Raw genomic sequence first — 25349 nt, 5'->3', positions numbered from 1 at the left:
CAAGTGGGTCTCGCCGTTGCCCGCCGCACAGCGGGCCGGGATGTCACCGCACGCCGCGCGGACGGTATTGGATGCTGATCCGCGGGCCGGTGGGCTTGCGCGTCTTCGGCACCGAGTGCTCCCAGGTCCGCTGGCAGGAGCCGCCCATGACCAGCAGATCGCCATGTCCGACAACGTATTTCACGCTTGCCCCGCCGCCGCGCGGTCGCAGCAGCAGCGCCCTCGGCGCTCCGATCGACACGATCGCGACCATCGTGTCGTGCGTCGCGCCGCGGCCGAAGGTGTCGCCGTGCCAGGCCACGCTGTCGCGCCCGTCCCGGTAGTAGCACAGTCCGGCCGTGCGGAACGGCTCGCCGAGTTCGTGCCGGTAGTGCTCGGACAAGATCGTGCGCGCGTCGGCCAGGGCGGGATCCGGGAGTGGTTCGTGCTCCTCGTAGAACTTCAGCAGCCGGGGCACGTCGACCACCCGGTCGTACATCGGCCTGCGCTCGGCCTTCCACGGCACGCACTCGACCAGCCGATCGAACAGCGCGTCGGCGCCGGACAGCCATCCGGGCAACAGATCCACCCAGGCGCCGCGGTCGAGCATGGTGCGGCGGATATCGCGAAGCGACCCGAATTCGGTGTCACCGAACCCGTCGAGCAGCGACCCCTGCAGCGATGCGGACATGGTGCCGAGCGTACCGCTCATCGAACGTATGTGCTAGCGGTTTTCGGTCAGTGTCGATCGCATCCGCGGGTTTCGCGCGCGACATGGACGCTGAACCGGATCGGCCCGGGTTGCCGAGACCGATTTGGCGGCTGAACCCGATGTGGCTTGCGGGCGTGCCGGTCGTGGCGCCGCTCACAGCGGGATACGGCTGGTGAAACGGCGGTTGGGGGCGCTGCTAGTCTGCTTGCCGTAAGACATCCTTTAACGGACCGTCCGGTGAGGCGGGGAAGGAGGTCGGCATGGCCGTGCCCGAAGAACGGGCCGCCAAGTCCGGCGCTGCCGAGACATCGCAGCGACATACCCCCGAGGGGGTGGCGGCGGGGCGAGAGCTGTTGTCGGCTTCGGATGTCGGGCGGACCATCGCGCGCATCGCACATCAGATCATCGAGAAGACCGCGTTGGACGCGGGCGAGCCGGACGCGCCGCGCGTCGTGCTGATCGGCATTCCCACCCGGGGCACCACGCTGGCCGCGCGGCTCACCGACAAGATCGAGGAATTCTCCGGTGTCCGCCCGGCGCTTGGCTCGCTGGACATCACCCTCTATCGCGACGACCTGCGCAGCCGCCCGCACCGGCCGCTGGAGCGCACCTCGGTACCCGAGGGCGGCATCGAGGACGCGCTGGTCGTCCTGGTCGACGACGTCCTGTTCTCCGGCCGCACCGTGCGTTCCGCGCTCGACGGCCTGCGCGATCTGGGCCGGCCGCGCGCCGTGCAGTTGGCGGTGCTCGTCGACCGCGGTCATCGGGAACTGCCGATCCGCGCCGACTACGTCGGCAAGAACGTGCCGACCAACCGGTCCGAGGACATCTCGGTGCTGCTCACCGAGCACGACGGCCGCGACGGCGTCTACCTGCGCCACGGCTCGGAACAGGAGGCGGGCGCGTGAGGCATCTGCTGTCGGTCGCCGCGCTGGATCGCGCCACCGCGACCGAACTGCTCGACGAGGCCGAACGGTTCGAACAGGCCCTGCTCGGCCGCGAGGTGCACAAGCTGCCCACACTGCGCGGCCGCACCGTGATGACGGTCTTCTACGAGAACTCCACCCGCACCCGGGTGTCCTTCGAGGTCGCGGGCAAATGGATGAGCGCGGACGTGATCAACGTCAGCGCGAGCAGTTCCTCGGTCGCCAAAGGCGAGTCGCTGCGCGACACCGCGCTGACCTTGCATGCCGCGGGCGCGGACGCGCTGATCGTGCGGCACCCGGCCTCCGGCGCCGCGCACCAGATCGCCCGGTGGATGGACGAGTGGGCGGTCTCGGCGGGACGCGCCTCCGGCCCGGCCGTCGTGAACGCGGGCGACGGTACGCACGAACACCCGACCCAGGCGCTGCTGGACGCGCTGACCCTGCGGCAGCGACTCGGCGACATCGAGGGCAAGCGGGTGGTCATCGTCGGCGACATCCTGCACAGCCGGGTCGCCCGGTCCAACGTCTTCCTGCTGGCCACCCTCGGCGCGGAGGTGGTGCTGGTCGCCCCGCGCACGCTGCTGCCGGTCGGCGTCGAGACCTGGCCCGCCCGCGTCTCGCACCACTTGGACGCCGAGTTGATCGGCGCCGACGCGGTGCTGATGCTGCGCGTGCAAGCCGAGCGGATGAACGGCGGGTTCTTCCCGTCGGCCCGCGAATACTCGATCACCTACGGACTGTCCGAGCGCAGGCTGGCCCTGCTGGACGACCACGCCGTCGTGCTGCACCCCGGCCCGATGCTGCGCGGCATGGAGATCGCGTCCTCGGTCGCGGACTCCCCGAAAGCCGCAGTGCTGCAACAGGTCACCAACGGTGTGCACATGCGCATGGCCGTCCTGTTCCGCCTGCTCGTCGGAACACAGGAGGCAGTGGCATGAGTGGCTCGGAGAACTCCACCGTCCTGATCAAGGGCGTACTGCGGTACGGCGCGGGCGAGCCGGTCGACGTGCTCGTCGCGGACGGCGAGATCCGCGAGATCGGCACCGATCTCGGCGTGGTCGGGGCCGAGATCATCGACGCGCAGGGTCAGATCCTGCTGCCCGGCTTCGTCGACCTGCACACCCACCTGCGCGAGCCGGGGCGCGAGGACACCGAGACCATCGAGTCCGGTTCCGCCGCCGCCGCGCTCGGCGGTTACACCGCGGTGTTCGCGATGGCCAACACGAACCCGGTCGCCGACTCGGTAGTAGTCACCGACCACGTGTGGCGCCGCGGCCGGGAGGTCGGCCTGGTCGACGTGTACCCGGTCGGCGCGGTCACGGTCGGGCTGGAAGGCAAGCAGCTCGCCGAGATGGGCACCATGGCCGCGGGCGTCGCGGCGGTGCGCATGTTCTCCGACGACGGCCACTGCGTCTACGACCCGCTGATCATGCGCCGCGCCTTGGAGTACGCGAACTCGCTGGGCGTGCTGATCGCGCAGCACGCCGAGGAACCGAGGCTGACCAAGGGCGCGGTCGCGCACGAGGGCGCGACCGCGGCCCGGCTCGGCTTGGCGGGCTGGCCGCGGGCGGCCGAGGAGTCCATCGTCGCCCGGGACGCCCTGCTGGCCCGCGACGCCGGCGCCAGGGTGCACATCTGCCACGCCTCCACCGCGGGCACCGTGGAGCTGGTGAAATGGGCGAAGTCCCAGGGCATCTCGATCACCGCCGAGGTCACCCCGCACCACCTGCTGCTCGACGACTCCCGGTTGGAGACCTACGACGCGGTCAACAAGGTCAACCCGCCGCTGCGTGAAGCCTCCGACGCCGCCGCGCTGCGGCAGGCGCTGGCCGACGGGGTCATCGACTGCGTCGCCACCGACCATGCCCCGCACGCGGAGCAGGACAAGTGCTGCGAGTTCGCCGCGGCCCGGCCCGGCATGCTCGGCCTGGAGACCGCGCTGTCGATCATCGTGCGGACCATGGTGCAGCCGGGCCTGCTGGACTGGCGCGGAGTCGCGCGCGTGATGAGCGAGCGTCCGGCCGAGATCGTCGGCTTGGACGACCAGGGCAGGCCGCTCGAGGTCGGGGAACCGGCCAACTTGACGCTGGTCGACCCGACCGCGAGCTGGACGGTGCGCGGCAGCGAGCTGGCCAGCATCTCGCACAACACGCCGTTCGAGGCGATGACCCTCCCGGCCCGGGTGACGGCCACTCTGCTGCGCGGCCGGGTCACCGCCCGCGACGGCAAGGCGGTGCGCGGCCATGCGGAGGCGTAGATGAGCCGGACCCGCGGATCGAGCACCCCGGCGCGAACGGCGAGCCCGGAGGTCGCTTCGGCGCGCAATGACGCAGGACTGCGGGAACTCCGCCAGTCCGACACAGGAGGTCCGTAGTGGAAAGAACGCTCTGGGTGCTCGGGCTGCTCGTCCTGTTCGCGCTGTGCCTGTGGCTGATGTACCGAGGCTGGCGCAACCGTGCGGCACGGCAGGCCGAGCGCATCGGCGCCCTGCCCGCCCTGCCCGCCGAACTCGGTGCGCAGGTCCTGGAACCGACCACCGGCCTCTATCTGGGCAGCACCATCGCACCCAGCTGGCAGGACCGGATCACGGTGGGTGACCTGGGATTCCGGGCCACGGCGGAACTGACCCGGTTCGAACGGGGGATTCTGCTCGAACGCGACGGCGCGACGGTGATCTGGATTCCCCAGGAATCCATCACCGCGGTGCGCACCGAACGCGGCCACGCGGGCAAAGTGATGACGGAAGATGGTGTGCTGGTCATTCGCTGGAAGCTGCCGACCGGAACCGAGATCGATACCGGTTTCCGCGGCGACGACAAGTCGGTCTACCCGGCGTGGCGGCAGCTTTCGACGGCGGATCAGAGCGGCACGATGACGGGAGATGACGAGGGATGACACCAGAAGCAGCACTCGTGCTGGAGGACGGCCGGGTGTTCCGCGGCCAGGCCTACGGCGCCGTGGGCCAGACGCTCGGTGAGGCGGTGTTCTGCACCGCGATGACCGGGTACCAGGAGACCCTCACCGACCCGTCCTACCACCGCCAGATCGTGGTGGCCGCCGCGCCGCAGATCGGCAACACCGGCTGGAACGACGAGGACGACGAGTCCGCCAAGATCTGGGTCGCCGGGTACGCGGTGCGCGACCCCGCGCGGCGGGCGTCCAACTGGCGTGCGACGACGACCCTGCCCGACGAGCTCGAACGCCAGCGGATCGTCGGCATCGCGGGTATCGACACCCGCGCGCTGGTGCGCCACCTGCGCACCCGCGGCTCGATGAAGGCGGGCATCTTCTCCGGTGACGCGCTCGCCGACGTCGACGAGCTGGTGAGCCGGGTGAACGGCCAGCCGTCCATGCTTGGCGCCGACCTCGCTGGCGAGGTGAGCACCGACGCGCTCTACACGATCGAGCCGGGCGGCGAGCACCGGTGCACGGTCGTCGCGGTCGACCTCGGCATCAAGACCAACACCCCGCGCATGTTCGCTCAGCGCGGCATGCGGGTGCACGTGGTGTCGTCGTCGACGACGCTGGAGCAGATCCTCGAACTGAAGCCCGACGGGGTCTTCCTGTCCAACGGCCCCGGCGACCCGGCCACCGCCGACGCGGCGGTCGAGCTGACCCGCGGCGTGCTCGGCAAGGGCCTGCCGCTGTTCGGCATCTGCTTCGGCAACCAGATCCTCGGCCGCGCGCTCGGCCGGGACACCTACAAGATGAAGTTCGGGCACCGCGGGATCAACATCCCCGTGGTCGAGCACGAGACCGGCCGGATCTCGATCACCGCGCAGAACCATGGGTTCGCGCTGGAGGGCGAGCGGGGCGAGCGGTTCGACACCCCCTTCGGCACGGCCGAAGTGAGTCACGTCTGCGCCAACGACGGCACGGTCGAGGGCGTCCGGCTGGTCGACGGCCGCGCCTTCTCCGTGCAGTACCACCCGGAGGCCGCCGCCGGGCCCCACGACGCCGCATATCTGTTCGACCGTTTCGCCGGTCTCATGGAAGGAGCCTGATGCCTCGCCGCGAGGATCTCGAGCACATCCTGGTGATCGGTTCTGGTCCGATCGTCATCGGCCAGGCGTGCGAATTCGACTACTCCGGCACCCAGGCGTGCCGGGTGCTGCGGGCCGAGGGCCTGCGCGTGTCGCTGGTCAACTCGAACCCGGCGACGATCATGACCGACCCGGAGTTCGCCGACTCGACCTACGTCGAGCCGATCACGCCGGAGTTCGTGGAGAAGGTGATCGCCAAGGAGCGTCCCGACGCCATCCTGGCCACCCTCGGCGGGCAGACCGCGCTGAACACCGCGGTCGCGCTGCATGAGCGGGGCGTGCTGGAGAAGTACGGCGTGGAGCTGATCGGCGCCGACTTCGACGCCATCCAGCGCGGCGAGGACCGGCAGAAGTTCAAGGACATCGTGGCCAAGGTGGGCGGGGAGAGTGCGCGCTCGCGCGTCTGCTTCACGATGGAGGAGGTCCGCGAGACGGTCGCCGAACTCGGCTTCCCGGTGGTGGTGCGCCCGTCGTTCACCATGGGCGGTCTCGGCTCCGGCATGGCCTACAACCACGAGGACCTCGACCGCATCGCGGGCGGCGGCCTGGCCGCCTCGCCCACGGCGAACGTTCTCATCGAGGAGTCCATCCTCGGCTGGAAGGAATACGAGCTCGAGCTGATGCGCGACGGCCGCGACAACGTCGTGGTGGTGTGCTCGATCGAGAACGTCGACCCGATGGGCGTGCACACCGGCGACTCGGTCACCGTCGCCCCGGCCATGACGCTCACCGACCGCGAATACCAGAAGCTGCGCGACCTCGGCATCGCCATCCTGCGCGAGGTCGGCGTCGACACCGGCGGCTGCAACATCCAGTTCGCGGTGAACCCGCGTGACGGCCGCCTGATCGTCATCGAGATGAACCCGCGCGTCTCGCGTTCGTCCGCGCTGGCGTCCAAGGCGACCGGCTTCCCGATCGCGAAGATCGCCGCCAAGCTCGCCATCGGCTACACGCTCGACGAGATCGTCAACGACATCACCAAGGAAACCCCGGCTTGCTTCGAGCCGACCCTGGACTACGTCGTCGTGAAGGCGCCGCGGTTCGCGTTCGAGAAGTTCCCCGGCGCGGACGGCACGCTGACCACCACCATGAAGTCGGTGGGCGAGGCGATGTCGCTCGGCCGCAATTTCGCCGAGGCGCTGGGCAAGGTGCTGCGTTCGCTGGAGACCAAGGCCGCCGGTTTCTGGACCCAGGACGACGGCGAGTGGACCGACGTCGAGGCGATCCTGGAGGACCTGCGCACCCCGACCGAGGGCCGGATCTACCAGGTCGAGCGGGCGCTGCGCCTGGGCGCGAGCATCGAGGACGTCGCCGCCGCCTCCGGCATCGACCCGTGGTTCGTCGCGGAAGTCGCCGGTCTGGTCGAGCTGCGCCAGGAGATTCTCGACGCTCCCGTGCTGGACGAGCCGCTGCTGCGCCGGGCCAAGCACTACGGACTGTCCGATCGGCAGCTGGCCGCGCTGCGTCCGGAGCTGGCCGGGGAGAGCGGTGTGCGCGCGCTGCGGCACCGGCTGGGCATCCGGCCGGTCTTCAAGACCGTCGACACCTGCGCCGCCGAGTTCGAGGCCAAGACGCCCTACCACTACTCGGCCTACGAACTCGACCCCGCCGCCGAATCCGAAGTGGCGCCGCAGCGCGAACGCGAGAAGGTGATCATCCTCGGGTCCGGTCCGAACCGGATCGGCCAGGGCATCGAGTTCGACTACTCGTGCGTGCACGCGGCGCAGACGCTGTCGCAGGCCGGGTACGAGACGGTGATGGTCAACTGCAACCCCGAGACCGTCTCGACCGACTACGACACCGCCGACCGCCTCTACTTCGAGCCGCTGACCTTCGAGGACGTGCTCGAGGTCTACCACGCCGAACGCGAGTCCGGCACCGTCGCGGGCGTCATCGTGCAGCTGGGCGGGCAGACCCCGCTCGGTCTCGCGCAGCGGCTCACCGAGGCGGGCGTGCCGGTGGTCGGCACCAGCGCGGCCGCCATCGACCTGGCCGAGGACCGCGGCGAGTTCGGCGACGTGCTGGTCGCGGCCGGGCTGCCCGCGCCGAAGTACGGCACGGCGACCACGTTCGCCCAGGCCAAGAAGATCGCCGCGGACATCGGCTACCCGGTGCTGGTGCGCCCGTCCTACGTGCTCGGCGGGCGCGGCATGGAGATCGTCTACGACGAGAAGTCCCTGGAGGGCTACATCTCGCGCGCCACCGAGCTCAGCCCGGAGCATCCGGTGCTGGTGGACCGGTTCCTGGAGGACGCGATCGAGATCGACGTCGACGCGCTGTGCGACGGCGAGGAGGTCTACCTCGGCGGTGTGATGGAGCACATCGAGGAGGCGGGCATCCACTCGGGCGACTCGGCCTGCGCCCTGCCCCCGATCACGCTGGGCCGCAGCGACATCGAGGCGGTGCGCCGCTCCACCGTCGCGCTGGCCAAAGGCATCGGCGTCAAGGGCCTGCTGAACGTGCAGTACGCGCTCAAGGACGACGTGCTGTACGTGCTGGAGGCCAATCCGCGGGCCAGCCGGACGGTTCCGTTCGTGTCCAAGGCGACCGCGGTGCCGCTGGCCAAGGCCGCTGCGCGGATCATGCTCGGCGCCACCATCGCCGAGCTGCGCAAGGAGGGCATACTGCCGAGCGAGGGCGACGGCGGCCACGTCGCGCTGGACGCGCCGGTCGCGGTCAAGGAGGCCGTGCTGCCGTTCCACCGGTTCCGGCGCGCCGACGGCAGCGGGGTGGATTCGCTGCTCTCGCCGGAGATGAAGTCCACCGGCGAGGTGATGGGTATCGATGCCGATTTCGGCACCGCCTTCGCCAAGAGCCAGACCGCCGCCTACGGCTCGCTGCCCACCGAGGGCACCGTGTTCGTCTCTATCGCCAACCGGGACAAGCGCGCGATGGTCTTCCCGGTGAAGCGCCTCAACGACCTCGGCTTCCGCATCCTCGCCACCGAGGGAACGGCGGAAATGCTGCGGCGCAATGGCATTCCGTGCGAGCGGGTGCGCAAGCACTCCGAAGAGGGCCCGGCCGACGAGCCGACCATCGTGGAGCAGATCCGCGACGGCGAGATCGACATGGTGTTCAACACCCCGTACGGCAACTCCGGTCCCCGCGTGGACGGCTACGAGATCCGCAGCGCGGCGGTCGGGGTGAACATCCCGTGCATCACCACCGTGCAGGGCGCGGCGGCCGCCGTGCAGGGCATCGAAGCCAGCATCAACGGCGGGATCGGCGTGCGCTCCCTGCAGGAACTGCACTCGGTGCTGCGTGGCTGAGTCGCTGGACGGATCGGGCGACATGAAGACCTTCGGCGGCCGCCTGCGGCACGCGATGCGCCGGTTCGGCCCCGTGTGCGTCGGCATCGACCCGCATCCGGAACTGCTGCGGTCCTGGGGCCTCACCGATGATGTCGACGGCCTCGAGCAGTTCGCCGAGATCTGCGTGGAGGCCTTCGACGGCCTGGTCGCGCTGATCAAGCCGCAGGTCGCGTTCTTCGAGGCCTACGGTTCCGGTGGGATCGCCGTGCTGGAGCGGACCATCGAGGTGCTGCGTGCCTCGGGGACCCTGGTGCTCGCCGACGCCAAACGCGGCGATATCGGCTCGACCATGGACGCCTATGCCCGCACCTGGCTGGCCGACGGTCCCCTCGGGTCGGACGCCGTCACGGTCTCGCCGTATCTCGGATTCGGCTCGCTGACACCGGCGTTGACTCTCGCCGAGGCCAACCAGCGCGGCGTCTTCGTGCTGGCGGCCACGTCGAACCCGGAAGGGGCGCAGGTGCAGCGGGCGGTCGCGGCGGACGCGCGTACGGTCGCGCAGACGATGGTCGACGAGGCCGCGGCCCGTAACGCGGGCAGCGAGTTCGGGTCGGTGGGCGTGGTGGTCGGCGCCACGCTGACCGAGGCGCCGGATCTGTCCGCGCTCAACGGCCCGATCCTCATGCCCGGTGTCGGGGCCCAGGGCGGCGGCCCGGAAACGATTCGTGACCTGGTCCCCGAGACGATGCTGGGAGCCGTCGTCCCGAATGTCTCCCGCGAGGTGCTGCGCGACGGGCCCACCGTCCCGGCACTGCGTGCCAGAGTGCACGCGCTCCAGGACGCGTTCGCGTTCCTGCAGAAATGACCACGTAGACCGGCGCACCGCGCGCCGGTCTACGTCGTTTCCGGGCCTGTGCGTGCAGGTGCACGCGCAGAGGTGGCCCGTAGCGGGGTCTGTGCGCGCTTCTGCGTCGGTTTCGGGGCTGGTCGGTGACCGCGTAGTGGGCCGACTGCCTGGCGCGACGTAGGGCCCTCCGTGTGGGGCACCGAATGCCGTTTCCGCGGCCCGCGCCGGGGGAGTGTGACGCCCGACACGCGCAAAGAACCCGCGACACGCGGGAAATTTCCAGAAAGTTCCTGGTAGGGCGGGTGAGGGGTTGCTGGATCGGTGCCGCCTCGTCTCGCAACCCTTCCGCAAACCGTTTGGTCTGTCGAAAAACCCCTGCTGGCGGCCTATTTCGCGGATTCGGCGGTACGATTCGCATGGTGGCGCCGGCGTGCCGCCCGATGCGGCCCCGGCGCCTGCACCGCATCCGGAATCATGCGCTGACCTGGGGGGTGGGTTCGCAATCGGCGGACGTCGTGGGTACGGTCGCTGAGACTGCCGGGTTACTGGCAGGAGTTGATGCAATGAACGATGAGACGGAGGAACCGTGGCCCTTCCCCAGCTGACTGACGAGCAGCGCGCCGCTGCTTTGGAGAAGGCGGCTGCCGCTCGCCGCGCTCGGGCGGAGCTCAAGGAGCGCTTGAAGCGTGGCGGCACCAACCTGAAGCAGGTCCTCACCGACGCCGAGACCGACGAGATCCTCGGCAAGATGAAGGTGTCGGCACTGCTGGAGGCCCTGCCGAAGGTGGGCAAGGTCAAGGCGGCGGAAATCATGAGCGAGCTGGAGATCGCCCCCACCCGGCGCCTGCGCGGACTCGGCGATCGGCAGCGCAAGGCGCTGCTGGCCCGGTTCGACTTCGACGCCTGACGACGAGGGTGATCGAACACACGCGGAAGGGTCGACTGGTCGTACTGGTCGGCCCCTCGGCCGTGGGCAAGTCCACCGTGGTCCGCTGCGTCCGCGAGCGACTGCCCGAACTGGTCTTCAGCGTGTCGGCAACGACCCGGGCCCCGCGGCCCGGGGAGGTCGACGGCCTCGACTATCGCTTCGTCTCCCGCGCGGAGTTCGACGCGATGATCGAGGCGGGCGAACTGCTCGAGTGGGCGGACATCCACGGCGGGTTGCAGCGTTCGGGCACCCCCGCCGGGCCGGTCCGCGCCGCGTTGGCGGAGGGCCTTCCCGTACTCGTCGAAGTGGATCTGGAAGGCGCGCGGTCGGTGCGCCGGGCGATCCCGGACGCGATCCTGGTGTTCCTGGCCCCGCCGAGCTGGGAGGAATTGGTGGCGCGGCTGACCTCGCGCGGCACCGAATCGCCCGAGGTGATCGAACGCCGCTTGGAAACCGCCAGGATCGAGCTCGCGGCGTGTGACGAGTTCGACATCGTCATCGTGAACGACGACGTCACCAGCGCCTGTGAGCAGTTGGTATCGTTGTTCGTTAGCACGAATTCGAGTTCGTAACCCCCGAACCTGCGCATCAGTGATCAGGGCCCGCCGGAAGGTAGCGTGCGAAACCACGCCGGGCCCCTCGCTCATGCGACATCCACGACAGCAGGAGTCCCCCTAGTGAGCAGTACGGACACCAAGACCGCGCCCGCCTACGACACGCCGGTCGGCCTCACCAACCCGCCGATCGACGAGTTGCTCGAGCGCACCTCGTCCAAGTACGCCCTGGTGATCTACGCGGCCAAGCGGGCCCGTCAGATCAACGACTACTACAACCAGCTCGGCGACGGCATCCTCGAGTACGTCGGCCCGCTGGTCGAGCCGGGTCTGCAGGAGAAGCCGCTGTCGGTCGCGCTGCGCGAGATCCACGCCGACCTGCTCGAGCACTCCGAAGGCGAGTGATCGCCGCCCGGTGCTCGGCGCATGAGCCCGCAGTATCGAATTCCCCGCGCGGGCGGGGATGATCCACCCACACCCCCGGAGGCGTAGTGACCACACGGATCGTCGTCGTTCTCCCCGCGCCCGCGGGGATCAGCCGGCCGGAGGCGTAGTGACCACACGGATCATCGTCGGCGTGAGTGGAGGCATCGCCGCCTACAAGGCGTGCTCTCTGGTCCGGCGATTCACCGAAACCGGACATGAGGTCCGGGTGATTCCCACCGAGTCGGCGCTGCAGTTCGTCGGCAAGGCGACCTTCGAAGCACTCTCCGGGAACCCGGTGCACACCGGCGTGTTCGCCGACGTGCCCGAGGTCCCGCACGTTCGGCTGGGCCAGGAGGCGGACCTGGTGGTCATCGCCCCGGCGACCGCCGACCTCATGGCGCGCGCCGCGACCGGCCGCGCCGACGACCTGCTCACCGCCACGTTGCTCACGGCCCGATGTCCGATCCTGTTCGCGCCCGCGATGCACACCGAGATGTGGGAGCATCCGGCGACCGTCGCGAATGTCGCGACGCTGCGCGCCCGCGGTGCGATCGTCATGGAGCCCGCGTCGGGGCGGCTCACCGGTACCGACACCGGTCCGGGACGGCTGCCCGAGCCCGAGGAGATCTTCGGCCTCGCGTCGCTGCTGCTGGAGCGTGCCGACGCGGTCCCGCGCGATCTGGTCGGTCGCCGAGTCGTCATCACGGCGGGCGGCACCAGGGAACCGCTGGATCCGGTGCGTTTCCTCGGCAATCGCAGCTCCGGAAAGCAGGGCTACGCGCTCGCGCGTGTCGCGGCCCAGCGCGGCGCCCATGTCACGCTGATCGCGGGCAACACGATCGAGATGGCCGCACCCGCCGCCGTCGACCTGGTGCACATCACCACTGCCGACCAGCTGAAGACCGCCGTCGACAAGCACGCCGTCGGCGCCGACGCGGTGATCATGGCCGCGGCCGTCGCCGATTTCCGGCCCACCAACGTGGCCGCGGCCAAGATCAAGAAGGGCGCTGGCGAACCCGACGTCATTCCGCTGACCAAGAACGACGACATCCTGGCAGGTTTGGTGCAGGCGCGGCGGGACGGTCAGCTGCCCGGCACGGCGATCGTCGGCTTCGCCGCCGAGACCGGTGACGAGCACGGCGACGTCCTCACCCACGCGCGGGCCAAGCTCGCCCGCAAGGGCTGCGACCTGCTGGTGGTCAACGCGGTCGGCGAGGGCAAGGCGTTCGAGGTGGACACCAACGACGGCTGGCTGCTCGGGGCGGACGGCACCGAGCAGGCGCTCGATCACGGCTCGAAGGCGTTGCTCGCGAGCCGGGTCCTCGACGCGCTGAGTGTGTTGTTGCGCTGAGTTCGGCCGCGCGCCTGCCAGGATTGCCAGCTGATCGGCGGATTGTTCGCGGCGCCGTCAGGTCGTCGGCACCGCCGCGACACCGGGAGTTCAGCTGTCTGGGATGGCTGCGCGTCGGGGTCCGCCGCGTCGGTGGTTTGGAATAGTCTGAGATATAAGGGTTGCGCAGGAGCGACACCGCGTTACTGTCGCAAGCCGATACGAGTAACCCGTTGAGGGAGAGGGAAGAACTGTGCGCACGTCCGGCAGTCGGCTTTTCACCAGTGAGTCCGTGACCGAAGGTCATCCGGACAAAATCTGTGATGCCATCAGCGATTCCATCCTCGACGCATTGCTCGCGGAAGACCCGCGTAGCCGGGTCGCGGTGGAAACTCTCGTCACCACCGGTCAGGTCCATGTCGCGGGTGAGGTCACCACGTCGGCGTACGCCGATATTCCGCGAATTGTCCGGGAAAAGGTCCTGGAAATCGGATACGACTCTTCGGCAAAGGGATTCGACGGGAATTCTTGCGGCGTCAATATCGCGATCGGCGCGCAGTCTCCGGATATCGCGCAGGGTGTGGACACCTCGCACGAGGCGCGTGTCGGCGGCTCCGACGACGAGATCGAGCGGCAGGGCGCGGGCGACCAGGGCCTGATGTTCGGTTACGCCACCAAGGACACCCCCGAACTGATGCCGCTGCCGATCGCGCTCGCGCACCGCCTGTCGCGCCGGCTGACCGAGGTGCGCAAGTCCGGCGTGCTGCCCTACCTGCGCCCGGACGGCAAGACCCAGGTCACCATCGAATACGACGGCGACCGCCCGGTCCGGCTCGACACGGTGGTCATCTCCACCCAGCACGCCGCCGACATCGACCTGGACAACCTGCTCGCGCCCGACATCCGCGAGAAGGTCGTCGACGCGGTGCTCGCCGAACTGGAAGTGCCCACCCTGGACACCTCGGACATCCGGCTGCTGGTCAACCCGACCGGCAAGTTCGTGCTCGGCGGTCCGATGGGCGACGCGGGCCTGACCGGCCGCAAGATCATCGTCGACACCTACGGCGGCATGGCCCGCCACGGCGGTGGCGCCTTCTCCGGCAAGGACCCGTCGAAGGTGGACCGTTCGGCCGCGTACGCCATGCGCTGGGTCGCCAAGAACGTGGTCGCGGCCGACCTGGCCGACCGCGTCGAGGTCCAGGTGGCCTACGCGATCGGCAAGGCCGCCCCGGTCGGGCTGTTCGTCGAGACTTTCGGCACCGAGAAGGTCGATCCGGCGCGCATCGCCACCGCGATCACCGAGGTGTTCGACTTGCGTCCCGGCGCGATCATCCGGGACCTGGACCTGCTGCGCCCGATCTATGCGCCCACCGCCGCGTACGGCCACTTCGGCCGCACCGACGTCGACCTGCCGTGGGAGCACACCGATCGCGCGGACAAGCTGCGTGCCGCCATCGGCCTCTGACCCGACCGGGTAGGAGTGAACGAACCCGCGGCGGACGCCCCCGCCACCTCGGCGGACCGTCCGGCCGCGGGCAACGCGGCCGTGTCGCGGCCGATTGCCCGAGTGCTTCCGCTGCTGACACCGGCACACCTGGACCGCGACTTCGACTACCTGGTGCCCCCCGAGCTGGACGAGCTCGCCCAGCCGGGGGTCCGGGTGCGCGTCCGTTTCGCGGGCCGCCTCGTCGACGGTTATCTGCTCGCGCGGCTGGCCCGCAGCGACCATGAAGGCAAGCTGGTCGAACTGGAACGCGTCGTCTCCGGCGAGCGCGTGCTGACGCCGGAAATCCTGGAATTGGCCACCGCGGTGGCCGCGCGCTATGCGGGCACCCGCGCCGACGTCCTGCGCTTGGCCATCCCGCCGCGCCATGCTCGCACCGAATCCGGGGGGACGAAGAAGTCCGCCGATTCCCCTGCTGCACAACCTGTTCCGATCTCCGACGGAGACCCCACCGCCGCCGACCCGGTCGGAGACGAGGTCGACAGTGAATCCGCTGGAACTGGCAGCGCCACAACATTTTCGGCGCAGCGCGGCCGTGCGATCGCAACGAAGCCCACCACACCGTCTCCGGATTGGTCTGAGCCGCAAGGCGACTCGGCCGACGTGGGGAATGCCTCAGGCCAGCCGGACGTCGAATCGGAGGCAGCCGAACCGGGTGAGCCTCCTTCCCCCAACTCGGGTGCCGCTGACCAGCCCCACCCGGTCGACTCGTCGGGTGTCGACGGGTCATCGGATGGGCCGCGCCCGGTCGCTGCCGTTAGCGGCCAGCAGCGGGACGCCGTCGTCGACGATCCGTCGTCGCGGCCACGAGCACTGTCGGAAATCGACGTGGATATCGCGCCATGGGAGCGGTATGTCCACGGCGCGGCGTTCGTCGCCGCGCTCGCGCAGGGAAAGGGGGCGCGCGCCGCCTGGCAAGCGCTTCCCGGCGAGAACTGGCCGCGGCGGTTGGCCGAACTCGCCGCCGTGGTGGCCGGGCAGGGGCGCAGCGCGATCCTCATGGTGCCCGATCAACGCGATCTCGACCGGGTGCTGACCGAATGTGCCCGGCTGGTGGGGGATGCGGCGGTCGGACTGGCGGCGGGTCTCGGTCCCGCGGCCAGGTACCGGCGCTGGCTCGCGGTGCTGCGCGGTTCGGCGCGCGTGGTGGTCGGCACGCGCAGCGCGGTGTTCGCACCGGCGAGCAATCTCGGCTTGATCGCACTCTGGGACGACGGCGACGACACCTACGCCGAACCGCGCGCACCGTATCCGCACGCGCGCGAGGTGGCGATGCTGCGGGCGCACGAGACCGGGGCGGCGTTCGTGGCGGCCGGTTTCGCGCGGACCGCGGAAATCCAGGCGGTGGTCGATTCCGGCTGGGCGCACGACCTGGTCGCCGACCGGGCGGTCCTGCGCAAGACCGCGCCGCGGATCAGCGCTCCCGGCGACAGCGACGTCGCGCTGGAACGCGACCCGGTCGCGCGTGCCGTCCGCATTCCCGGCGTGGCGTTCGCCGCCGCCCGCGCCGCGCTGAAGGAGGGGGCGCCGGTGCTGGTCCAGGTGCCGCGTCGCGGCTACATTCCCGCCCTGGCCTGCGCGAAATGCCGTACGCCTGCCCGGTGCAGGCACTGCAACGGGCCGCTGGCCCTTCCGGAAGCGCGTGGACGGCGCGGACCGTCGGCAGACTTCAGCGCGGCCGCCCAGAGTCCCGTGTGCCGCTGGTGCGGGATCACCGAAGCCGCGTTCCGCTGCACCGCCTGCGGATCGCGCGCGTTGCGCGCCGTGGTGATCGGCGCGGCCCGCACTGCGGAAGAACTCGGCCGCGCGTTCCCCGGAGTGCCCATCCGCGGTTCCGGCGGCGGCGCGGTGCTCGACACCGTGGAGCCGGGACCACAGGTCGTTGTGGCGACGATGGGCGCCGAACCCGTGGTTCCCGGCGGTTACGGCGTCGCGCTGCTGCTGGACGGGTGGGCCTTGCTCAGTCGCGCCGATCTGCGGGCCGCCGAGGACGCACTGCGCCGCTGGATGTGCGCCGCCGCGCTGGTCCGCCCGCACGGCCAGGTCATCGTGATGGCCGAACCCTCCATCCCCACCGTGCAGGCGCTGGTCCGCTGGGACCCGGTGGGCGCCGCCCGCGCCGAGGTCGCCGCCCGCGCCGAGGTCGGCTTCCCCCCAGCGGTTCGCCTCGCCGCGATCGACGGCACCGCCGACAGCATCGCCGAACTGCTGGCCGCGGCAGACCTTCCCGCCACTGTCGACCGGCTCGGCCCGGTGCCGCTCCCGGACGGCGCTCGCAAACCTTTCTCCTCCGGCGATTCCCCTGCCGAGGTCGAGCGGATGCTGCTGCGCGTGGAACGTGGCCACGGCGCGGCCCTGGCGAGGGCGCTGCGGGCGGCGCAGGCGGTCCGCAGCACACACCGCTCCGACGCCCCGCTGCGCGTCCAGATTGATCCGATCGACATCGGCTGACCGGGCGCCACCGTGGTCGACGCTCGGTCGCGGGGAATCGCGTCGCATCAGATCCGGCGGTGTCGCCCACCGTCGAAACCGGTGCCTTCACCCCAGCCGTGGCAGGCGCGGCCGACATGGGATCAGAAGCGTGCCGCCTCGAATCCGCTGCGAAACGATGCTGTTATCGCTCAGGCGAATGCCGCTCGATTGCGTGCGGCCCAAGCGGCGTAGTTCGTGGCGGGCCGCCCGAGTACGCGCGGGATGTCGGCGCTGATTCGCTGTTCGGCGGGTGTCGGCTCACCGAGGATGGTCAGCGTGTGCTCGACCACCGGCTCCGGCATGAACCGCAGCATCGCCGAATGCGCTTGCTCCCTGGTCAATTCGACGAATCGCAGCGGCTCCCCGAGTGCCTCGCCGAGCGCCTCGGCCTGAGCCCGCGGCGTGGCGAGCTCGGGGCCGGTCAAAGTGTAGACCTGACCGGCATGCCGGTCGTCGCGCAACGCGGCCGCCGCGACCGCGGCGATATCGGCCGGATCGACCGAGGGCAATCCGATATCGCCGAACGGCGCCGCGACCAGTCGTTCCGCGCGCACCGATTCCGCCCACGCGTAGCTGTTGGAGAAGAAACCCGCCGGGCGCAGGAAGGTCCATTCCAACCCCGAATCCCGGATCGCCTCCTCGTAGGCGATCAGCCGGGCGTACCCCTCGGCGTCGGGCCGGGTCGCCACCCCTTGCGAGGACACGAAGACGATCCGCCGCACGCCGCCCGCCGCGATGACTTTCAGCACCTGCTCGGGCTCCGGACCCGCGACCAGCTGCTCGCCGCTGATCAAGAGGAACAGTGTTTCGGCCCCGGTCACCGCGGGGGAGAGGCTGTCCGGATCGCTGAGATCGGCGCGCACCGCGCGGACCCGGTCGGGCAGCGGTTGGTCCGTGCCCCGGCGCGAAACGGCGGTCACCTCTTCGCCAGCGTCGGCGAGCAGGCGCACGAGGGGCGCGCCGATGTTTCCGGTCGCTCCGGTGACAACGATCATCTTCGACTCCTTGAGTTAGTTGACTGACTAACACCAACCTAGCCGGTCGAAGCGGTCGTGTCTATAGTTAGTTGTGTGACTAACTCGGCTGAAGCGGCATCGAAGGCGGGCAAGCGGGAGCGGTTGGCCGCCGCCGCGGCTCGGGTCTTCCACGAACAGGGCGTCGAGAAGACCACGATCGCCGACATCGCCCGGTCCGCCGACGTTCCGGTGGGCAATGTGTACTACTACTTCAAAACGAAGGATCAGCTGGTGGAAGCGGCGATCGGCGCGCAAAGGCACGCTCTGCGCGACCTGATCGCCGTGTTGGAACAGCACGACGCGCCGCAAGACCGGCTCAAGGCATTGGTGCGCAGCTGGGTCGACCAGCGCGACATGGCCGCCCGGTTCGGGTGTCCCACGGGGACATTGGCGGCGGAACTGGGCAAGCGGGCCGACGGGCTCGACCGCGAGGTGGCGGTCGGCCTGCGGGAACTGATCGACTGGGTCGAGCGGCAATTCGCGGCCATGAACCGCGAGGACGCCGACGAGCTCGCGGTGGCATTGATCGCGTCGTATCAGGGCATCTCCTTGCTGACCAATACCTTTCACGAACCCGGGCTCATGGCTGCCGAGGGGCGTCGGCTGGAGCGCTGGATCGACTCGCTCGTTTCCTGAGCCCCGGGGTCTGTTCACCGCTCGGTCGGGGCGCGTCCATCGCTCGCGGGCAGCTGCGGTGGGTTCTCGCGACTGGCCTAGCGCGGTTCCTCAACGCTTTCTCGTGATGCCTGGCATAGGCGGCCATGTCCGTGCGCGTTGCATCCAACTGGGCTGACACCCTTGCGCTCGATGCATTGGCGATATATCGTCGATAACGTGAAAAAAACACGAGAGCCTTGGGAGGCCGACATGGAACACAGGGAACATCGAGAATTCGGACGGCGGGGCCGCAGGCCGCTGCCGGGCCAGGAAGGTTTCGAGCACGGGCGGCGATTCCGCCGCGGTGGAAGGCATGGATTCGGACCCGAGTTCGGGCCGGGCTTCGGCCCGGATTTCGGGCCCGGATTCGGCCCGCATTTCGGCCGCGGTCGCGGTCGCGGCGGCCGGGGCAGGCGCGGCGACGTGCGCGCCGCCGTATTGCTGCTGCTCACCGAGCGGCCGATGCACGGCTATGAACTCATTCAGCAGATCCGTGAGCGCAGCGACGACGTCTGGCGGCCCAGCCCGGGATCGATCTACCCCGCGCTGGCGCAGTTGGAAGACGAGGGTCTCGTCCTCATCGAGAAGGTCGCCGGGCGCAAGACGGCGAAGCTGACCGAGACGGGCGTCGAGTACGTCACGGCCCATCGGGACGAACTGGGCGATCCGTGGGCGGAGGTCAAGCAGGACGTCGGCGCACAGGCGATGGACCTGCGCGCGCTCGTCGGACAGTTGATGGGTGCGGTCGCGCAGGTGGCCGCGGTCGGCACGCCGCAGCAGGCGGCCCGTGCGGCGGAATTGCTCACCGAGGCCCGGAAGTCCCTTTACCGGATTCTCGCCGAAGACGAGACCCCCGAGAAGTAGGGGAGGCGAAACACCCCGATACAACGGGCATTTCGAGCCGATCGGAGAGATCATTGTGATATGCGACAGCCGATCGGTTTGGGAACTTGGGGTTATTCACATTTGCGCGGGGCCGTGCTGGCCTTCGCCCTCGCCGCAGCCGCGGCTCTCGGTCCCGGCGTGGCGTCGGCCGAGCCGGTCGGATTCCGCCCCGCCGACGTGCCGACACAGCCCGCGCCGCCGCAGCCCGACCATCTGGCCGCCGCGTGGTACCAGAAGAGCCATCCGAACGTCACCCCGATGGGCACCAACGATTTCGGCTGCGTACCGAGCGCGGCGCATCCCCGGCCGATCGTGCTCGCGCACGGAACCGACTCCACGGCCTACTCCGACTGGTCGGCCATCGCGCCCCGCCTGGCGGGGGCCGGATTCTGCGTGTTCGCGCTGAACTACGGAGGCAGCCCCGGCGCGGAGAGCTACGGTACCGAAGATCTGGTGCTGAGCGCCTACCAGGTCGGCGCGTTCGTCGATCAGGTGCTCGCGGCGACCGGCGCGAACAAGGTCGATCTGGTCGGGTTCTCGCAGGGCGCCAATGTGACCCGCTACTACGTCAACAAGCTCGGCGGCGCGCCCAAGGTCGGGCAGTGGGTGGGGCTCGCCTCGCCCACGTACGGCGGCGTGATGTACGGGCTGGTCCCGATCGCCCAGTCGATCCCCGGCGCCCTGGACGCCTTCGCCCGGGTGACGTCGCTGGCCGCCGTGCAGCAGGCCGAGGGCTCGCCGATCATGCTCGACCTCAACGCGGGCGGCGACACCGTGCCGGGGGTGCGGTACGTCACCGTCGGCAGCCGGGTGGACGAGATGATCCAGCCGTTCGACAACATCGCGCTGCGCGGGCCGGGTGCTCGGAACATCGCCCTGCAGGATCTGTGTCCGTCCGACCTCACCGGGCACTTCCACATGGTGTACGACCCGTTCGTGCAAGAGTTGTTGCTCACCGTGCTGGAGCCGAGCAGTCCCGCCCCGGTGTGCAGGCCGGTTCCGCTCGGCACCGGCATCCCCGAAGTGATCATCGCCGGGAATTCGTGACCCCCACCGTCGTCGATCCCGATGGGGCGCGTGCTCCGAAACGGTCCTCTGGCTCCCGGCCGGTGGGCTTGTGGACGCCGTCCCCGGGATCGGGACGGTCGTCAGCTCGTCGAGACGGAGATCCAGCGGCCGGTCGAAGGTTCTGTCCCCCGGTATCGAGTACCTCTCCCGCACGGTGAGCGGTCACCGGCGCGGCGGCGCTCGCGGCGACCGCGATGATCCACCCGAGCGGCCCCAGCGGGCGGCAACCGAAGAAATAGCTCGTCGGAGGGAACTGGACCAGGGCGAACAGCAGTGCGGCTGATCCTATTCCGGCCGCCAGTACCAGCGGGTCACCGTGTGCGGCCGCGATCGTTTGGGCGAGCTGGCCGCCGACCAGGGCGGCGAATCCGACGGTCCCGGTCTGTCGCCGCGGGCACAGCAGGCGCGCCGCGAGCCATCCGCCCGACGCGGACAGCGTGGTGGCCAGCGCGCGCGTGGTGACGTCCCGGTTCAGCGCCGCGCCGACCGCGGTGTCGGGCCCCTCGGTCAGCAGTGTCTCCGGGGTGACCCCGCGAGGTGGCCGGGCGGCGACGATCAGCGCGGGCAGCAGATCGGTGAGCAGATTGACCGCGAGCAGCTGTCGCGCGTTGAGCGCGGGACGCGCCGAAAGCAGCGACGAGACCAGGGTGAAGATGATCTCCCCGAAATTGCCGCCGACCAGCAGTGACACACTGTCGCGGACCGAGCGCCAGAGGGCGCGGCTCTCGATCACGGCATCGACGATGGTTTCGATGCGCTCATCGGTGACGACGATGTCCGCGGCCTGTTTCGCGGCGGGGGTACTCCTCGGGCCCAACGCGATCCCGACATCCGCGAGCCGGATCGCGGGTGCGTCGTTGGCGCCGTCGCCGGTGACCGCGACCGTCTGGCCCGCGTTGCGCAGCGCCCGCACGATCGCCGCTTTGTGCGCCGGGGTGACCCGGGCGAAGACCGCCGTCTCCGCGACCAGCGCCGCCAACTCCGCCTCCCCGCACGTCTCGACTTCCGCGCCGGTGATCACCCGGCCCGAGGTGCGCAGGCCGAGTTCGGCGGCGATCGCCGCGGCCGTATGGGGGTGGTCGCCGGTGAGCATGACCGCGTCGACACCGGCGGCGCGCAGGTCGCGCACCGCCGCCGCGGCGGTCGGCCGCACCGGATCGGCGAAGCACAGCAGCCCGATGAACTCCAGCCGCTCGACGCGGTCGGTGCCGAGTTCGCCGCGTTGCGAGGCCCCACGCTCGGCGACGACCAGGACTCGAAAGCCCTGTTCGGCCAGGGTTTCCACGGTCTCGCGCAGTTCGGCGGCATCGGTCGTGGTGAACGGATGGGTGTCGCCGTCACGTCGGCGGGCGACGCAGCGCGGCAGCACGATTTCCGGCGCGCCCTTGACACTGATCAGATGACGGCCGTCGGTGCGTCCGAGCACCGCGTGGAACCCCCGTCCGGGCTCGAACGGCAATTCCTGCACCATGGTCCAGCCGGGCTCGCCGTCGTCGCGGGTGGTCCCCGCTGCGTCGGCTCCCTCTGCCACGGCCCGATCGGTGGGGTGTGGCAGCGGCCGCCCTTCCGGATCGAGCGGCGTGGCGCGCAACGCGGCGGCCAGTACCGCGCGACGGCCGCCGCCGAGCGCGTCCAGCGGTTCATGACGGCGGCCGTCGCTGACCCGGCGCAGCTCGATATGTCCTGCGGTGAGTGTGCCGGTCTTGTCGAAACAAACGGTGGTCACCCGGCCCAGTGCCTCCAGCGTCCGCGGTGTGCGGACCAGGACATTGCGCCGGGACAGGCGCCGGGCGGCGGCCAGCTGCGCGACCGTCGCGGCGAACGGCAGTCCCTCGGGCACGGCGGCCACGGCCAGCGCGACGGCGGATGCGACGCTGGCGCCCAGCCGTCCGCGCAGCAGTCCCAGCCCGAGCACGGACGCCGCGGCACCCACGGCGACGCGCATCGAAATCAGGGTCAGCGCACGCAGCTGCGCCTCGACTCCGCCCGGGGCCTCCTCCCCGGCGGCCAGCGCGCCGCTGCGTCCCACTTCGGTGGCGCGGCCGAGGGCGACCACAACCGCGGTGCCGCTTCCCGCGACGACGGTGGTTCCGGCGTACAGCATGCTGGCTCGCTCGGCCACCGCGTCGGTCTGGACCGGCGCGGGGTCCTTCGGCACCGGCATGGATTCACCGGTCAGGCTGGACTCGTCGACTTCCAGGTGGTCGGCCTCGATCAACCGGCAGTCGGCCGGCACGGCGTCACCGGCCCGCAGCAGGACGATGTCACCGGAGACGAGTTCGGTCGCCGGCGCGAAGGTTTCGTGAGCGTGACGCAGCAGCCTGGCCCGCAGCGCGCCCATGTCGGCGAGCCGGCGCACCGCCCGGTTCGCCGCGATCCGCTGGATCGCGCCCAGGACGGCGTTGCCGACCATCACCAGGCTGACCAGACCGGCGTCGAGCGCTGAGCCGCTCGCGGCGGAGGCGCCGGCGCCAGCGGCCAGCGGGGCGGTCAACGGGGTGTCCAGTTCGGCGATGGCCGCCCGCCACAGCCGCTCGGTTCGCTCGTCGGCATCGGAGGCGTCGGTGCGGCGGCGGGCGGCCTGTTCGGGGGACAATCCGAGCCGACCTGTCTGCAGGGCCGCCAGCGCCTCCGCCACGGGCATGGCGTGCCAGGGCGTGTTGTCGGCGGTCGCCGGCAAAGGCATTCGCGCCAGACTTCCCGCGGACCAGACACCGGCTCCAAGGGCGATCAGTGCGGACACCCCGACCGGGAGGGCGCCGCGCTGGAAGGCGCCGCGCTGGGGCCCGAGCAGGCCGAGCAGCGCGCCGCACGCGGATCCGAGCAGGGCCAGCCGCACACTCCGTTGGCTGGACAGCCGCGCCGCCACGCAGGCACGCAAGACGAGCCAGGCGTCGGACAGCCCCGGACCGCAGAGGATGTCGGCCGCCCAGGGCGGAGCGCGGTCGGGGGAGACGATCCCGACAGCGCAGTCGGCCGCGGCCAATCCGGTGCCGTTGCGGTCGGCGATCAGCAGCACGGCATGTCCCTCCGCCTGCAACTCGTGCACCGAGTCGGCCAGGTGCGCACCGCCATCGATGCCGCCGTCCGCGCCGACCCGTTCGGCCATGCCGGAGCCGGTCGGCGCGATCATGACGCGGCCCACCGCGTGCGCGGCCGCGAGAATGGCCTCGGTGAGCGGCTCCAGGTCGTCGGTGCCGTGCTGGGTGAGGACCCTCGCGTCGATGACAACGGTGTCGATGCGGTCCAAGTGGTCCAGCGCGTCCGGATCCCGGACCAGCACGCCGCGACTGGACAGGATCCGGCCGAGCACGGCGGCGTGGGCCTGCGCGCCCATCCGGGCCGCCCGTGGTGCGCCGAGTGCGATGGCTCTGGCGGCCTTGGTGACGCCTCCGGTGGGCAGCAGCGCCGTGGCGATGGCAGCGGTGGCGACACCGGCCTGCAGCGCGTAGCGCTCGACCGGTCCGGGTGGCAGCGGGACCGGGCGCGCCTGGGGTGGCGGTTGGGCGGGTGCGGCCGCGACATAGGAATTCGCGGCGAGTTCTGGCTCCTGCGATTCCCACGTATGCCGACGCGCCAGTGCCGCGGGCAATTGCACCGCCCGCAGTCCGGCATCGGCCACGGCCGACAGTGGCGTATGCGCGGCCGCGCCGATGACCGAACTCGTCAAGGCGACCGCGGTTTCCACGCGCAGCGCGCCGAATCGGACGTCGAGGCGGTGGCGCAAGCCGGGTATCAGGTCGATGGCGGGAATCAGCGCGATGCTTTCCGGCGGCAGTGTCGGCAGCGGGAGCATCCGTCCGACCAGACCGGCGGCCGCACCCAGCAGGTCACCGCTGAGCGTGAGCAATTCGTCGAACACCGGCTCGAATCCACCCGGATGCATGGGCCGGTTGCGGGGCAGATCCGCCATTCCGTGTGTGCGTTCGACCTCGGCGATGATCTCGCGCAGCGTCGCCACATCGATGCGTTCGGGGTCGAAATCGACGACCACGTCGCCGAGAATGCCGTTCACGGCCACCCAGCGCACACCGGTCGCGTCGCCTACTGCCTGCCGCAGGTCGGCCAGATAGCCCGGGGGAGCGTCGGTGAGATGGACGCCTCGGGTCTCGATGTGCGCGCGACCGGGGCGGGCCCAGGTCTGCCGTCCCACCGCCTCGTTGGTTGTCGCGCGCACCGTGTCCACGGCCAGCGCGGACACGAATCGCACGGCTCTGCCGATGCCGAACATGTCAGGATTCCGTGGTTCGACGCGGCTCTACCGGCTGGCGGGGGCTTCGCGGCCGGGGGACGCTTCGTGGCTTGCGGGCACTTCGCGGCGGGCGTGCTCCGCCACCCAGACGCCGAGACCGATCGCCGTTGCCACGGGCCACGACACCAGCCCGGTGGCGGCCGCCGTACCGAGCCCGCCGTAGTACAGCAGCGACTCCCGATCCGGCACCCGATGCAGCACCGCCGTCGTCGCGGACGAAACACCGCTGGCCACCGTTCGCGGCCCGGGCAGCAGCGGGACTTTCGTCATCCGTACCCCGAGCGTCGGGATCGGGACACGTAATCCATCGTGCTCGGTGGTAGCCGTTTCCGATCTGGTTGCCGACGGTTGTGCCTCGGTTTCGGCCACCGAAGCGTCCGCCTCGGTACCGGATTCCCGAGCCTTCTTGGCCGTTGTCTTCTCGGACATGACCATCCCTTCCTTCGTCCTGGGCCTCCTCGCTGGGTATGTGATCCAGCCAAGCCGGGGCGGCCTCCAG

General features: G+C 70.3%; 20 protein-coding genes. 16 read left to right on the top strand and 4 right to left on the bottom strand.

The annotated features are described in order from the left end of the window. Positions 1–43: 43 nt before the first annotated feature. A complete protein-coding gene (locus tag ON34_RS15805) occupies positions 44–670 on the bottom strand; it encodes an alpha-ketoglutarate-dependent dioxygenase AlkB (RefSeq protein WP_040780123.1) in 627 nt (208 codons plus the stop codon). Positions 671–951: 281 nt separating this feature from the next. On the opposite strand from ON34_RS15805, the gene pyrR reads away from it, so the two are divergent. The 13 genes from pyrR to ON34_RS37605 all read left to right on the top strand — a co-directional run bounded on the left by pyrR (position 952) and on the right by ON34_RS37605 (position 16951). Further along, positions 952–1599, top strand: coding sequence for a bifunctional pyr operon transcriptional regulator/uracil phosphoribosyltransferase PyrR (gene pyrR, locus ON34_RS15800; protein ID WP_040780060.1), 648 nt, complete (start codon positions 952–954; stop codon positions 1597–1599). After that, positions 1596–2555 carry an aspartate carbamoyltransferase catalytic subunit gene (locus ON34_RS15795; protein ID WP_040780058.1) on the top strand — a complete coding sequence of 320 codons (960 nt, stop codon included), beginning with the start codon at positions 1596–1598 and terminating at the stop codon, positions 2553–2555. Before pyrR ends, ON34_RS15795 begins: the two co-directional genes overlap by 4 nt. After that, positions 2552–3874 (top strand): dihydroorotase, encoded by a 1323-nt coding sequence (locus ON34_RS15790; protein ID WP_040780057.1) that lies wholly within the window; start codon positions 2552–2554, stop codon positions 3872–3874. Before ON34_RS15795 ends, ON34_RS15790 begins: the two co-directional genes overlap by 4 nt. A 116-nt stretch (positions 3875–3990) precedes the next feature. Further along, entirely contained in the window at positions 3991–4512 is a 522-nt protein-coding gene (locus ON34_RS15785; protein ID WP_040780054.1) for a PH-like domain-containing protein, read from the top strand. After that, a complete protein-coding gene (gene carA / locus ON34_RS15780) occupies positions 4509–5621 on the top strand; it encodes a glutamine-hydrolyzing carbamoyl-phosphate synthase small subunit (protein ID WP_040780052.1) in 1113 nt (370 codons plus the stop codon). The genes ON34_RS15785 and carA overlap by 4 nt, the downstream gene beginning before the upstream one ends. Further along, positions 5621–8929 carry a carbamoyl-phosphate synthase large subunit gene (gene carB, locus ON34_RS15775; RefSeq protein WP_040780050.1) on the top strand — a complete coding sequence of 1103 codons (3309 nt, stop codon included), beginning with the start codon at positions 5621–5623 and terminating at the stop codon, positions 8927–8929. Before carA ends, carB begins: the two co-directional genes overlap by 1 nt. Before the next feature lie 22 nt (positions 8930–8951). Beyond that, positions 8952–9776, top strand: coding sequence for an orotidine-5'-phosphate decarboxylase (gene pyrF, locus ON34_RS15770; protein ID WP_040780122.1), 825 nt, complete (start codon positions 8952–8954; stop codon positions 9774–9776). 568 nt (positions 9777–10344) lie between these two features. Further along, positions 10345–10665 (top strand): integration host factor, actinobacterial type, encoded by a 321-nt coding sequence (mihF, locus tag ON34_RS15765; protein ID WP_028476708.1) that lies wholly within the window; start codon positions 10345–10347, stop codon positions 10663–10665. 8 nt (positions 10666–10673) lie between these two features. Then, positions 10674–11258 carry a guanylate kinase gene (gene gmk, locus ON34_RS15760; protein WP_040780045.1) on the top strand — a complete coding sequence of 195 codons (585 nt, stop codon included), beginning with the start codon at positions 10674–10676 and terminating at the stop codon, positions 11256–11258. A gap of 105 nt (positions 11259–11363) precedes the next feature. Next, on the top strand, positions 11364–11645 hold the full coding sequence (gene rpoZ / locus ON34_RS15755) for a DNA-directed RNA polymerase subunit omega (protein WP_040780043.1): 282 nt from the start codon (positions 11364–11366) through the stop codon (positions 11643–11645). Between the two features lie 148 nt (positions 11646–11793). Further along, on the top strand, positions 11794–13017 hold the full coding sequence (coaBC, locus tag ON34_RS15750; RefSeq protein ID WP_040780042.1) for a bifunctional phosphopantothenoylcysteine decarboxylase/phosphopantothenate--cysteine ligase CoaBC: 1224 nt from the start codon (positions 11794–11796) through the stop codon (positions 13015–13017). Between the two features lie 232 nt (positions 13018–13249). Beyond that, entirely contained in the window at positions 13250–14461 is a 1212-nt protein-coding gene (gene metK / locus ON34_RS15745; protein ID WP_040780040.1) for a methionine adenosyltransferase, read from the top strand. A 15-nt stretch (positions 14462–14476) separates the two neighbouring features. Beyond that, positions 14477–16951 carry a primosomal protein N' gene (locus tag ON34_RS37605; protein ID WP_505848264.1) on the top strand — a complete coding sequence of 825 codons (2475 nt, stop codon included), beginning with the start codon at positions 14477–14479 and terminating at the stop codon, positions 16949–16951. Positions 16952–17121: 170 nt separating this feature from the next. Here ON34_RS37605 and ON34_RS15735 read toward each other — a convergent pair whose 3' ends face one another. Next, positions 17122–17967: an SDR family oxidoreductase gene (locus ON34_RS15735; protein WP_040780039.1), complete on the bottom strand. Its 846-nt coding sequence runs from the start codon at positions 17965–17967 to the stop codon at positions 17122–17124. 75 nt (positions 17968–18042) lie between these two features. Between ON34_RS15735 and ON34_RS15730 the strand changes: the two genes are divergently transcribed. The 3 genes from ON34_RS15730 to ON34_RS15720 all read left to right on the top strand — a co-directional run bounded on the left by ON34_RS15730 (position 18043) and on the right by ON34_RS15720 (position 20577). Continuing rightward, a complete protein-coding gene (locus ON34_RS15730) occupies positions 18043–18624 on the top strand; it encodes a TetR/AcrR family transcriptional regulator (RefSeq protein WP_040780038.1) in 582 nt (193 codons plus the stop codon). A 231-nt stretch (positions 18625–18855) separates the two neighbouring features. Then, positions 18856–19509, top strand: a complete 654-nt coding sequence (locus ON34_RS15725; protein ID WP_040780036.1) for a PadR family transcriptional regulator — start codon at positions 18856–18858, stop codon at positions 19507–19509. A gap of 60 nt (positions 19510–19569) precedes the next feature. Further along, positions 19570–20577 carry an esterase/lipase family protein gene (locus ON34_RS15720; RefSeq protein WP_051022701.1) on the top strand — a complete coding sequence of 336 codons (1008 nt, stop codon included), beginning with the start codon at positions 19570–19572 and terminating at the stop codon, positions 20575–20577. Here ON34_RS15720 and ON34_RS15715 read toward each other — a convergent pair. Both ON34_RS15715 and ON34_RS15710 read right to left on the bottom strand, forming a co-directional pair. Beyond that, positions 20558–24829: a cation-translocating P-type ATPase gene (locus ON34_RS15715; RefSeq protein WP_051022699.1), complete on the bottom strand. Its 4272-nt coding sequence runs from the start codon at positions 24827–24829 to the stop codon at positions 20558–20560. The genes ON34_RS15720 and ON34_RS15715 overlap by 20 nt on opposite strands. A gap of 27 nt (positions 24830–24856) precedes the next feature. Continuing rightward, positions 24857–25279, bottom strand: a complete 423-nt coding sequence (locus ON34_RS15710; protein ID WP_157172314.1) for a hypothetical protein — start codon at positions 25277–25279, stop codon at positions 24857–24859. Between the last annotated feature and the right edge of the window lie 70 nt (positions 25280–25349).

The sequence above is a fragment of the Nocardia pneumoniae NBRC 100136 genome (assembly GCF_000308755.1).
In the GTDB taxonomy this organism is placed as follows: Bacteria; Actinomycetota; Actinomycetes; order Mycobacteriales; family Mycobacteriaceae; genus Nocardia; species Nocardia pneumoniae.
Note: the sequence above shows the minus strand (reverse complement) of the source record. Positions and strands in the feature narration are given on the sequence as shown.

Coding starts and splice junctions, on each gene's coding strand:
- ON34_RS15720 (WP_051022701.1), top strand. CDS start 19,570: ATGCGACAGCCGATCGGTTTGGGAACTTGGGGTTATTCACATTTGCGC.
- ON34_RS15710 (WP_157172314.1), bottom strand. CDS start 25,279: ATGTCCGAGAAGACAACGGCCAAGAAGGCTCGGGAATCCGGTACCGAG.
- carA (WP_040780052.1), top strand. CDS start 4,509: ATGACACCAGAAGCAGCACTCGTGCTGGAGGACGGCCGGGTGTTCCGC.
- ON34_RS15725 (WP_040780036.1), top strand. CDS start 18,856: ATGGAACACAGGGAACATCGAGAATTCGGACGGCGGGGCCGCAGGCCG.
- ON34_RS15715 (WP_051022699.1), bottom strand. CDS start 24,829: ATGTTCGGCATCGGCAGAGCCGTGCGATTCGTGTCCGCGCTGGCCGTG.
- pyrR (WP_040780060.1), top strand. CDS start 952: ATGGCCGTGCCCGAAGAACGGGCCGCCAAGTCCGGCGCTGCCGAGACA.
- ON34_RS15735 (WP_040780039.1), bottom strand. CDS start 17,967: ATGATCGTTGTCACCGGAGCGACCGGAAACATCGGCGCGCCCCTCGTG.
- ON34_RS15790 (WP_040780057.1), top strand. CDS start 2,552: ATGAGTGGCTCGGAGAACTCCACCGTCCTGATCAAGGGCGTACTGCGG.
- pyrF (WP_040780122.1), top strand. CDS start 8,952: ATGAAGACCTTCGGCGGCCGCCTGCGGCACGCGATGCGCCGGTTCGGC.
- carB (WP_040780050.1), top strand. CDS start 5,621: ATGCCTCGCCGCGAGGATCTCGAGCACATCCTGGTGATCGGTTCTGGT.
- ON34_RS15805 (WP_040780123.1), bottom strand. CDS start 670: ATGTCCGCATCGCTGCAGGGGTCGCTGCTCGACGGGTTCGGTGACACC.